The organism is Phenylobacterium sp. (assembly GCF_030654915.1).
Lineage (GTDB): Bacteria > Pseudomonadota > Alphaproteobacteria > Caulobacterales > Caulobacteraceae > Phenylobacterium.
In genome coordinates, this window is the sequence record NZ_JAURWM010000347.1 from 1 (window position 1) to 10,522 (window position 10,522).

At 67.1% G+C, this 10,522-nt stretch carries 8 protein-coding genes; 3 read left to right on the top strand and 5 right to left on the bottom strand.

The window, feature by feature from the left end:
• Together gltB and Q7T84_RS17880 are read right to left on the bottom strand one after the other, a co-directional pair.
• A partial coding sequence (gene gltB, locus Q7T84_RS17875) for a glutamate synthase large subunit (protein WP_304811551.1) occupies positions 1–3,511 on the bottom strand: 3,511 nt, incomplete at its 3' end.
• Positions 3,512–3,719: 208 nt separating this feature from the next.
• Positions 3,720–4,865 (bottom strand): L-lactate dehydrogenase, encoded by a 1,146-nt coding sequence (locus Q7T84_RS17880; RefSeq protein WP_304811554.1) that lies wholly within the window; start codon positions 4,863–4,865, stop codon positions 3,720–3,722.
• A 94-nt stretch (positions 4,866–4,959) separates the two neighbouring features.
• Between Q7T84_RS17880 and Q7T84_RS17885 the strand changes: the two genes are divergently transcribed.
• A complete protein-coding gene (locus tag Q7T84_RS17885) occupies positions 4,960–5,337 on the top strand; it encodes a DUF423 domain-containing protein (protein WP_304811557.1) in 378 nt (125 codons plus the stop codon).
• Here Q7T84_RS17885 and Q7T84_RS17890 read toward each other — a convergent pair.
• Positions 5,328–6,539: a multidrug effflux MFS transporter gene (locus tag Q7T84_RS17890; protein ID WP_304811559.1), complete on the bottom strand. Its 1,212-nt coding sequence runs from the start codon at positions 6,537–6,539 to the stop codon at positions 5,328–5,330. The genes Q7T84_RS17885 and Q7T84_RS17890 overlap by 10 nt on opposite strands.
• 100 nt (positions 6,540–6,639) lie before the next feature.
• On the opposite strand from Q7T84_RS17890, the gene Q7T84_RS17895 reads away from it, so the two are divergent.
• Both Q7T84_RS17895 and pip read left to right on the top strand, forming a co-directional pair.
• Positions 6,640–7,620: an alpha/beta fold hydrolase gene (locus Q7T84_RS17895; protein ID WP_304811562.1), complete on the top strand. Its 981-nt coding sequence runs from the start codon at positions 6,640–6,642 to the stop codon at positions 7,618–7,620.
• Positions 7,621–7,630: 10 nt separating this feature from the next.
• The gene (pip, locus tag Q7T84_RS17900; protein WP_304811565.1) at positions 7,631–8,623 is read left to right on the top strand and encodes a prolyl aminopeptidase; all 993 of its coding nucleotides are present in this window, start codon (positions 7,631–7,633) and stop codon (positions 8,621–8,623) included.
• A 79-nt stretch (positions 8,624–8,702) separates the two neighbouring features.
• Here the strand turns inward: pip and rodA are convergent, their stop codons facing one another.
• Positions 8,703–9,857 (bottom strand): rod shape-determining protein RodA, encoded by a 1,155-nt coding sequence (gene rodA / locus Q7T84_RS17905; RefSeq protein WP_304811568.1) that lies wholly within the window; start codon positions 9,855–9,857, stop codon positions 8,703–8,705.
• On the bottom strand, positions 9,854–10,522 hold a 669-nt coding region (locus Q7T84_RS17910), incomplete at its 5' end, for a penicillin-binding transpeptidase domain-containing protein (RefSeq protein ID WP_304811570.1). The genes rodA and Q7T84_RS17910, both read right to left, overlap by 4 nt.

Consider the following 10,522-nt stretch of genomic DNA (forward strand, 5'->3'; position numbering starts at 1 on the left):
CATTCATCGTGCGGAACCCGAGCTGGGCCATGATCTCGCGCAGCTCTTCGGCGACGAAGAAGAAATAGTTGATCACGTGCTCGGGCTGGCCGGTGAACCGGGCCCGCAGGATGGGGTCCTGGGTCGCCACCCCCACCGGGCAGGTGTTCAGGTGGCACTTGCGCATCATGATGCAGCCGGCCGCGATCAGGGGCGCGGTGGCGAAGCCGAACTCGTCGGCCCCCAGCAGGGCGGCGACCGCCACGTCACGGCCGGTGCGCAGGCCGCCGTCGGCCTGGACCGCCACGCGCGTGCGCAGGCCGTTCAGCAGCAGGGTCTGCTGGGTCTCGGCCAGGCCGATCTCCCAGGGCGAGCCGGCGTGCTGCAGCGAGGTCAGCGGCGAGGCGCCGGTGCCCCCTTCGAAGCCCGAGATGGTGATGTGGTCGGCGCGCGCCTTGGCGACGCCGGCGGCCACGGTCCCCACGCCCACTTCCGAGACCAGCTTCACGGAGATGCGGGCCTTGGAGTTCACGTTCTTCAGATCGTGGATCAGCTGCGCCAAATCCTCGATCGAATAGATGTCGTGGTGCGGCGGCGGCGAGATCAGGCCCACGCCCGGCGTCGAGTGCCGGACCCGGGCGATGTTCTTGTCGACCTTGTGGCCGGGCAGCTGGCCGCCCTCGCCGGGCTTGGCGCCCTGGGCCATCTTGATCTGGATGTCGTCGGCGTTGACCAGATACTCGGCGGTGACGCCGAACCGGCCCGAAGCCACCTGCTTGATGGCCGAACGCATCGAGTCGCCATTCGGCAGCGGCGTGAAGCGGTCTGATTCTTCGCCGCCCTCGCCGGTGTTCGAACGTCCGCCGATGCGGTTCATGGCGACCGCCAACGTCGTGTGGGCCTCGCGGCTGATCGAGCCGAAGCTCATGGCCCCGGTGGCGAAGCGCTTGACGATGTCGGCGGCGCTCTCGACCTCGGCGATCGGCACCGGCGTCTCGTTGTAGTTGAAGCGCATCAGGCCGCGGATCGTCAGCAGGCGTTCCGACTGCTCGTTGATCGCCGCGGCGAAGGCCCGGTAGTCGTCCGAGCGGCCGCCGCGCACGGCATGCTGCAGGCTCGACACCGTCTCCGGCGTCCAGGCGTGATGCTCGCCGCGCAGACGGAAGGCGTAGGTGCCGCCGACGTCCAGCATCGAGGCGTAGATCGGGTTGTCGCTATAGGCGTCGCGGTGACGGCGCACCGACTCCTCGGCCACTTCGTTCAGGCCGACGCCCTCGATCGTGGTGGCGGTGCCGGTGAAGTACTTCTCGATCAGGCCCGACGACAAGCCGACGGCGTCGAAGATCTGCGCGCCGCAATAGGACTGGTAGGTCGAGATGCCCATCTTGGACATCACCTTCAGCACGCCCTTGCCGACCGCCTTGATGTAGTTCTTGCGAACCTCATAGGCCGACAGCGAGACCCCGTTGCGAACGCGCAGGTTCTCCAGGGTCTCGAAGGCGAGATACGGGTTCACCGCCTCGGCGCCATAGCCGGCCAGGACGCAGAAGTGGTGCACTTCGCGCGCTTCGCCGGTCTCGATCACCAGGCCGGTCTGCATGCGCAGGCCCTGGCGGATCAGGTGGTGGTGCACCGCCGCGGTGGCCAGCGCCGCCGGGATCGGGATGCGGTCGGAACCGACGCGGCGGTCTGACAGGATCAGGATGTTCTTGTCTGCCAGCACATTGTCGGTGGCCTCGCTGCAGATCCGCTCCAGCGCGCGCTCCAGACCAGCCGCGCCTTCGTCGGCGGCCCAGGTGGTGTCCAGGGTGGCGGTGCGGAACGAGCCGTCCATCAGCTCGCTGATCGAACGGATCTTGGCTAGGTCCTCATTGGTGAGGATCGGCTGCGAGACTTCCAGACGCTTGTGGGTGCCGGCGTGGCGGCCCAGCAGGTTCGGCCGTGGGCCGATCATCGAGACCAGGCTCATGACCAGTTCCTCGCGGATCGGATCGATCGGCGGGTTCGTGACCTGGGCGAAGTTCTGCTTGAAGTAGTCGTAGAGCAGCTTCGAGCGGGTGGAGAGCACGGCGATCGGCACGTCGGCTCCCATCGAACCGATGGGGTCCTCGCCGGTCAGGGCCATGGGCTCCAGGAAGAACTGCTCGTCCTCCTGGGTGTAGCCAAAGGCCTGCTGGCGATCGAGCAGTTGGGCCGTGTCGTTGGACAGCGCTTCGTTGAAGGCGATCTCCGGCAGCTCTTCCAGCTTGAACTGCGTTTCCTTCAGCCAGTCGGCATAGGGCTCGGCCTGAGACAGGGAGGCCTTGATCTCCTCGTCCTCGATGATCCGGCCTTCTTCCATGTCGATCAGCAGCATCTTGCCGGGCTGCAGGCGCCATTTGCGGACGATGCGCTCTTCCGGGATCGTCAGCACCCCGACTTCCGAGGCCATGATCACATGGTCCTCGTCGGTGACGATGAAGCGGGCCGGACGCAGGCCGTTACGGTCGAGGGTCGCGCCGATCTGGCGACCGTCGGTGAAGGCCACGGCGGCGGGGCCGTCCCACGGCTCCATCAGGGCCGCGTGATACTCGTAGAAAGCCTTGCGTTGAGCATCCATCAGCGGATTCCCGGCCCAGGCTTCGGGGATCAGCATCATGACGGCGTGGGCCAGCGGATAGCCGCCGGCCAGCAGCAGCTCGAGCGCGTTGTCGAGGCAGGCGGTGTCCGACTGGCCGTGCGGGATCAACGGCCACATCTTGTTGAGGTCAGGCCCCAGCAGATCGCTTTCCAGCGTGCGCCGGCGGGCGTTCATCCAGTTGACGTTGCCGCGCACGGTGTTGATCTCGCCGTTGTGGGCGATGAACCGATAGGGGTGCGCCAGCTTCCACGACGGGAAGGTGTTGGTCGAGAACCGCTGGTGAACCAGGGCCAGGGCCGATTGCGTCAGCGGATTGGAGAGGTCCTCGTAGAAGGTCCCCACCTGATCGGCGAGCAGCAGACCCTTATAGACGATGGTCCGCGTCGAGAACGACGGCAGATAGAGTTGCGTCAGGGCGGGCAGACCGTGCTTGAGCGCCAGTTCCGCCAATGGGTTCTGGGTCTGCTTGCGCACCGCCAGCAGCTTGCGCTCGTGAGCGTCCTGATCCTTCACATTGAGACCGCGGCCGACGATGGCCTGACGGATCACGGGCATCTCGGCCATGACCGACTCGCCCAGGCCGGCGAGGTTCACCGGAACCTCGCGCCAGCCGATCAGCGGCTGATGCTCGACCTTCAGGAAGTGCTCGAACTGGCTCACGGCGACTTCACGCGCGCGGTCGTCGCGCGGCATGAAGCACATGGCCACGGCGTATTCGCCGGCGGGCGGCAGATCGACGCCTTCCTTGCCGGCCCAATCGCGCAGCAGGGCGTCCGGAATCTGAATCAGAATCCCGGCCCCGTCACCGACCAACGGATCGGCGCCCACGGCGCCGCGGTGGTCGAGATTGATCAGGATCTCGAGGCCCGAAGCTACGACCTCATGCGATTTGCGGCCTTTAATATTGGCCACGAAACCCACGCCGCACGCATCGTGTTCGTTGCGCGGGTCATAAAGACCTTGCCGCTCGGGAGCTCCCATAAGGAATCCTCACTCTAAACTCGCAGGCGCGCGCAAGAACGGTCCTCGCAGACCGATGTGCGCGCAAATTCGGCGCGCATTTACCCGGCAAGATCAGCCCTTGTCGATGGGGCTAGCGGGCCTGAATTGAAAAGATTTTCTAAAGTGCGACGTCCAGTAGCAACTTATCAGCGTTTCTCGCGTCGTTGCAGCCGGTCAGAACCATGGCTGTCGCCAGTTCGGCGCGCAAGGTTCCAAGCATCCTGGAGACCATCGACTCGCCCCCTGCTCCCAGCGCATAGGCCCACGGGCGACCGACGAAACAGGCCTTGGCCCCCAGCGACAGCGCTTTCAGCACGTCAAGACCTGAACGAATTCCGCCGTCCATGAACACTTCTAGGTCGCCGCCGACCGCATCGACCACCCCCGGCAGGGCCGAGATCGAGGACCGCACCCCGTCGAGCTGCCGGCCGCCGTGGTTGGAGACGACTACGCCCTGCGCCCCAGCCCGCACGGCGTCCCGTGCGTCATCGGGGTCGAGCACGCCCTTGATCACGATCGGACCGTCCCAGACCTCGCGCACGAAGTCGAGATCGGACCAGGTGACCGACCGGTCGAAGTTCTTGGCGATCCAGCCGAGAAAGTCAGTGACGCTTCCGCCCTGCGGAATCGCGCCGGCGACCGAGCCCAGGGTGTGCGGGCGCCCGTGCAGCCAGACGTCCCAAAGCCACGCGGGATGGGTCGCGCCCTGCCAGGCGGTGTTGAGCGCGCCCGAGAACCGGGTGGCGCCGGTGAACCCCGAGCGGACGTCACGATAACGTGCGCCGGGCAGCGGCAGATCGACGGTGAAGACCAGGACCGGGCAGCCCGCCGCCTTCGCCCGCGCCACCAGTTCGCGCATATAGCCCCGGTCCTTCAGCATGTAGAGCTGGAACCAGGGGGCCGTACCGGAGGCCGCCACCTCCTCCACCGAACAGACGCCGACCGTCGAGAGGCAGAATGGCACGCCAGCGTCGGCCGCCGCCCTGGCCGCCTGGACCTCGCCGCGCCGGCCGTACATCCCCGCCATCCCGACCGGGGACAGCCCGACCGGCATGTTCAGGGTCTGGCCGAACACCTCCACCGACATGTCGACCTTGGTCATGTCGCGCATGACCCGCTGGCGCAGGGCGATCGCCTCCAGGTCGGCGACGTTCCGGCCCAGCGTGACTTCGGCATAGGAACCGCCGTCGATGTATTCGAAAAACATCTTCGGCAGGCGGCGGCGCGCCAACTCGCGATAGTCGGAAACTGACGCCGGCTTCATGTCGCCCCCCTTGGCTAAGTATTCCTAGGGGCGCGTGGCGGCGTTGACAAATGTGCTAGGCGTGGCGCTCGAAACGACAGCCTTGGAGGGGCGTATGCGGAACCTGAGAACCTGGATGGCGCTGGCCGCCGTCGGCGGCTTTCTGGCGGTCGCCTTCGGCGCCTTCGCCGCGCACGGAATCGCCGATCCCAAGGCACAGGGCTGGATGCACACCGGCGCCACCTACGCCTTCATGCACACCCTGGCGGTGTTCGCCGCCGCCTTCGTGGTGAGCCAGGGCGGGCGCCGCGCGCGCTTCGCCCCGCCGCTGTTCCTGGCCGGAACCGTGATCTTCTCCGGCTCCCTGTTCGCCATGGCGCTCGGCGCGCCCCGCTGGTTCGGGGCCATCACCCCGATCGGCGGCACGCTGTTCCTGGTTGGCTGGGCGGTCCTGGCCTGGGCCGCGCTGCAGATCGACAAACCTCAGGCCTGAACGGCCTTGGGCTGGGCCAGCATCCGCAGCGAGAGCGCCGAGCCCATCAGGGCCAGCATCATGACGATGGCCATAGGGGCCGGCGTCCCGTTGTGGAAGAAGCCGGCCAGGCTGGCGGCCAGCGCCCCGACGCCGAACGAGGCCCCGCCCATCAGGGCCGAGATCGAGCCTGAGCGCTTGAAATCGACATTGAGCGCCCCGGCCATGGTGTTGCCCTGCATGAAACCGTAGCTGGCCAGCAGCACGAACAGCAACGGCAGCACGGTCCAACGCTCGCCGATCCCCGTCACCGCCGCGAGGGTCAGGGCGATCGAGGCGATCACCGCGATGATGCTGGCGCGCGACAGCACCTCGTCGGGGGTCGAGCGGCGCAGCAGATAGCGGTTCACCTGGCTGGCCCCGATCACCCCGAAGGCGTTCAGGCCAAACACCCAGCCGAAGTGCTGGGGTGAAATGCCGTAGGTCCCGATCAGCAGGTCAGGCGAGGCGGAGATATAGGTGAAGAGCGTCGCCCCGTTCAGCCCGCCGGCCAGGGCGTAGCCGATCAGCCGCGGCTGCCGAAGCAGCGCCATATAGGCCCTGAGCGGGCTTTCCGACGCCGCCTGGGCCGCCGTCTCGGCCGAGCGCGACTCCTTCAAGCCGAAGAAGGTGGCCGCCCCGCAGGCCAGGCCGAAGGCCGTCAGCACCCAGAAGTTCACCCGCCAGCCGCCCACGGTCAGCAAGGCCCCGCCCAGCATCGGGGCCAGGACCGGCGCCAACCCCATGATCAGGGTCAGCAGCGACAGCATCCGCGCCGTCTCGGTATGGTTGAAGCGGTCACGCACTACGGCGCGCGCCACGACCCCGCCGGCGCAGCCGCCCAGGGCCTGGACGAACCGGGCTCCGATCAGCATCTCGGGCGAGACCGCCATCGCGCAGGCGATGGACGCCGCGACATAGATCGCCACGCCGACCAGGATCGGGCCACGCCGTCCGAACCGGTCTGAAGCTGGGCCATAGAAGAACTGGCCGATGGCCATACCGGCGAAGAAGGCCGCCACGGTCGCCTGGGTCTGGGCCGCGCTGGCCCCCAGATCCGCGCCAATGGCCGGCAGGCTCGGCAGATACATGTCGATCGACATGGGGGCGAAGGCGGTGAGCGCCCCCAGCAGGAACACTAGGCCCCAGGGGGTCGGCGGCGGCGCGGTCCGTGTCTCGCTCATGGCGCCTTCTAGCCCAATTCGCCGGCGGCTTCGCAAGCCGCCTTGCCTTCCCTCCAAGGAAGCCTGCCAATCTGCCCAAAAGATCAGAGAGGAACCGCCCATGTCCGCCCTCGCCCGCCAAATGCCCCCCGTGAAGCACGCCCAGGTCAACGGGATCGACATGGCCTATTACGAGGTCGGTCCACGCGAAGGCGTGCCCATCATCTTCTGCCACGGCTTTCCGGAACTGGCCTTCTCCTGGCGCCACCAGCTCAAGGCCTGCGAGGCGGCCGGCCGCTGGGCCATCGCCCCCGACCAGCGCGGCTATGGCCTGACCTCCCGGCCTGAGGGGGCCGAGAACTACGACATGGCCCACCTGACCGGCGACCTGATCGGACTGCTGGATCACCTGGGCGTGGAAAAGGCGATCTTCTGCGGCCACGACTGGGGCGGCATCGTCACCTGGCAACTTCCGCTGATGCACCCCGACCGCGTCGCCGGGATCATCGGCCTGAACACCCCCTTCATGCGCCGCGCGCCCATCGACCCGATCGCCGGCATGCGCGCGGTGTTCGGAGAGGACATGTACATCGTCTGGTTCCAGAAGCCGGACGTCGCCGACGCGGCCCTCGGCGCCGACGTCGACAAGACCATGCGGTTCTTCATGCGCAAGCCGGCCGCCGTGGAGCAGGCCGCCGCCCCGCCGGAGGGCGGCTCGACCTTTGCGTTCGGCGCGGCCCTGGCCGCCTGGGACAAGTCCGACACCGCCAACCAGTTGCTCAGCCCCGACGAACTCGCCGCCTTCGTGGAGAGCTTCGAGGCCACCAGCTTCACCGGCGGGATCAACTGGTATCGGAACTTCACCCGCAACTGGGAGGCCTCGGCCGACCTGCCGACCCGGATCGACGGTATCCCCTGCTTCATGATCATGGCCGAGAAGGACGTGGTCCTGTCGCCGGCCATGGCCGACGGCATGGAGGATGTGATCTCCGACCTGGAAAAGGCGCTGGTCAAGGAATCTGGCCACTGGACGCAGCAGGAGAAGCCAGAAGAGGTCAATCGCCTCATCCTGGACTGGATGGATCGACGCTTCCCGAAGTAGACTGGCGGGGATGGAACGCAACACCCCCCCGCTCACCGTCTCGTCGTCCGGAAACCGGAGGGGCCTGTTCGCCGACAATGAGCCATATGCCCATGGCTGGTTGCCGACCGGCGGGCCGCACGAGATCTTCTATGAGGAGTGCGGCAATCCCGACGGCAAGCCGTGCGTCATCCTGCACGGCGGCCCCGGCGGCGCGGTCAATCCGACCATGCGGCGGTTCTTCAATCCGGCGAAATGGCGGATGGCGCTGTTCGACCAGCGCGGTTGCGGCAAGTCGCGCCCCAACGCCAGCCTGGACGACAACACCACCTGGTCGCTGATCGAGGACCTCGAGCGCCTGCGCGTCCACCTCGGCGTCGAGAAGTGGACGGTGTTCGGCGGCTCCTGGGGTTCGACCCTGGCCCTCGCCTACGCCATCAAGCACCCCGAGCGGGTCGAGGCCCTGGTGCTGCGCGGCATCTTCCTGCTGACCCAGCGCGAGTTGCGCTGGTTCTATCAGGACGGCGCCTCGATGCTGTTCCCCGACGCCTGGGCGCGGTTCTGCGCGCCGATCCCGTTGGCGGAACGCGGCGACATGATGAGCGCCTATCACAAGCGCCTGACCCACCCCGACCGCCGTGTCCAGGCTGAGGCCGCCCAGGCCTGGAGCCAGTGGGAAGGCGACACCATCTCGATCCGCGGCCCCGAGGCCCGGCCCTCGAAGTTCAACGAGATCGACTTCGCCATCGCCTTCGCCCGGATCGAGTGCCACTTCTTCGCCAATGGCGGCTTCTTCACGGAAGACGGCTGGATCCTGAACAACATCGACAAGATCCGCGGCATCCCCGGCTGGATCGTCCAGGGCCGCTTTGACGTGGTCACCCCGATGGACAGCGCCTGGTCGCTGAAGAACGCCTGGCCCGAGGCCAACTTCGACATCGTCTGGGACGCCGGCCACGCCTCGACCGAGCCGGGCATCGTAGATGGTTTGGTGCGGGCGACGGAAGCGGCTCTGCGCCTCTAATCCGCTCATCCCGGCGAAAGCCGGGCGCCCGCTTAGGTCCCGGCTTTCGCCGGGATGAGCGGGTGTGGGGGTAGCCCCCCTACATCAGCGCGCCCTTGCCGCTGGTGACTTCCGAATAGCGGTGGACGCGGACAGCCTGGACCAGGCCAAAGCCGATCATCACGGTCAGCATCACGGTGCCGCCATAGGACAGCATCGGCATCGGCACCCCGACAACCGGCGCCAGCCCCATCACCATGGCCCCGTTGATCAGCACATAGAGCGCGAAGGTCGCCGTGGTCCCGGCCGCGGCCAATCGGCCGAAGTGAGAGTGCGACAGCGCCGCCGTGCGAAGCGCCATGAAGATCACCAACGCATAGAGCACCAGGATCGTAAGGCAGCCGAGGAAGCCGAACTCCTCGGCCAGGGTCGCGAAGATGAAGTCGGTCTGTTTCTCGGGCAGGAAGTTGAGCTGACTCTGCGAGCCGAGGCCATAGCCCTTGCCGAAGAAGCCGCCCGAGCCCAGGGCGATCTTGGATTGCAGGATGTGATAGCCGGACCCCGACGGATCGCTCTCCGGATCGAGGAAGGTCAGCACCCGTTTACGCTGGTAGTCGTGCAGCACGAACATCACCAGCGGCGGCACGGCGACGACGAAGGCGACGACGCCCGCCGCGATGATCCGCCAGGAAAGCCCCGCCAACACCACGATGGCCAAGCCGGTCATGGCGATCAGCATGGCGGTGCCCAGATCAGGTTGGTGCATGACCAGGACGGTTGGAGCAGCGATCATGGCCGCGGGGATCAGCAGCCACCAGGAGAGCCGGGCGTTGTCGGCCGACAGGCCGTGATAGAACCGCGCCAGCGCCAGCACGATGCCCAGCTTCATGATCTCCGACGGCTGGAAGCTGAACGGACCCAGCGACAGCCATCGCTGAGCGCCCATCCGCACATCGCCCACCACCTCGACCGCCACAAGCAGCAGCAAACCGACGCCGTAGATCGGATAAGCCAACGCCGACCACACCCTCAGATCGACCATCGCAAGCCCGATCATCAGGAAGAAGCACAGACCAAAACGGGTCAGATGCTTGGCGGCCCATGGATCCCAGGACGACCCGGCGATCGAGAACATCATCAAGGCGCCGGCGCCGGCGATCAGGCACAGGGCCAGGGCGAACAGCCAGTCGATCTCGGCGATCTTGACGACCAGGCGGTCGCGTTCGCCAGGTCGGGTCAGGGCGCTGACAGTCATGTCGGGCCTCCGGTCGGCGGAATGGGCGGCGGCGGCGTCAAGGTCGGCGCTTCCGGAGCGGCGCCTTCGATCTCCCCTATATCGTCAGGCACGACCGGCGCCGGCAACGGCTTTTCGATGCGCGCCCGCATCTCGGGATCCTTCAGCAGAGCGACCCGCATGACCTCGCGCGCACGCGGCGCGCCCGCGGTCGCCCCGCCCAGCCCGCCGTGCTCGATGATGACCGCCACCGCGTACCGAGGATCATCCACCGGCGCGAAGGCGACGAACAGATTGTGGTCCTTCAGCCGCCAGGTCACGCCGGCGCTGCTGCGCGAGGCGACCTTATCGAAGCTGCGAACCTGCGCGGTGCCGGTCTTGCCGGCCATCTGAATGTCGCCCAGCCCCAGCTGGCTCTGCCGATAGGCGGTGCCGCTGGTGTCGTTGGCCACGGCGACCATTCCCTCGCGAACATATGCGATGTGCTCGGGCGTGAACGGCAGGTCGGGCGCGGCGTCGCCAGGCGGCATCTCCACGCCCCCCACCGACTTGATCAGCCGCGGATTGAGCGCGGTTTTTCCGTTGGCCAGCCGCGCGGTCATCACCGCAAGCTGTAAGGCGTTCACCGTCACATACCCCTGGCCGATCCCGTAGCTGACCGAGTCGCCTGGCTGCCAGACCGGCTC

What these genes read in the sequence shown, in the direction of transcription:
- Q7T84_RS17880 (WP_304811554.1), bottom strand. Translation starts at nt 4,865, where the DNA reads ATGAAGCCGGCGTCAGTTTCCGACTATCGCGAGTTGGCGCGCCGCCGC.
- Q7T84_RS17885 (WP_304811557.1), top strand. Translation starts at nt 4,960, where the DNA reads ATGCGGAACCTGAGAACCTGGATGGCGCTGGCCGCCGTCGGCGGCTTT.
- Q7T84_RS17890 (WP_304811559.1), bottom strand. Translation starts at nt 6,539, where the DNA reads ATGAGCGAGACACGGACCGCGCCGCCGCCGACCCCCTGGGGCCTAGTG.
- Q7T84_RS17895 (WP_304811562.1), top strand. Translation starts at nt 6,640, where the DNA reads ATGTCCGCCCTCGCCCGCCAAATGCCCCCCGTGAAGCACGCCCAGGTC.
- pip (WP_304811565.1), top strand. Translation starts at nt 7,631, where the DNA reads ATGGAACGCAACACCCCCCCGCTCACCGTCTCGTCGTCCGGAAACCGG.
- rodA (WP_304811568.1), bottom strand. Translation starts at nt 9,857, where the DNA reads ATGACTGTCAGCGCCCTGACCCGACCTGGCGAACGCGACCGCCTGGTC.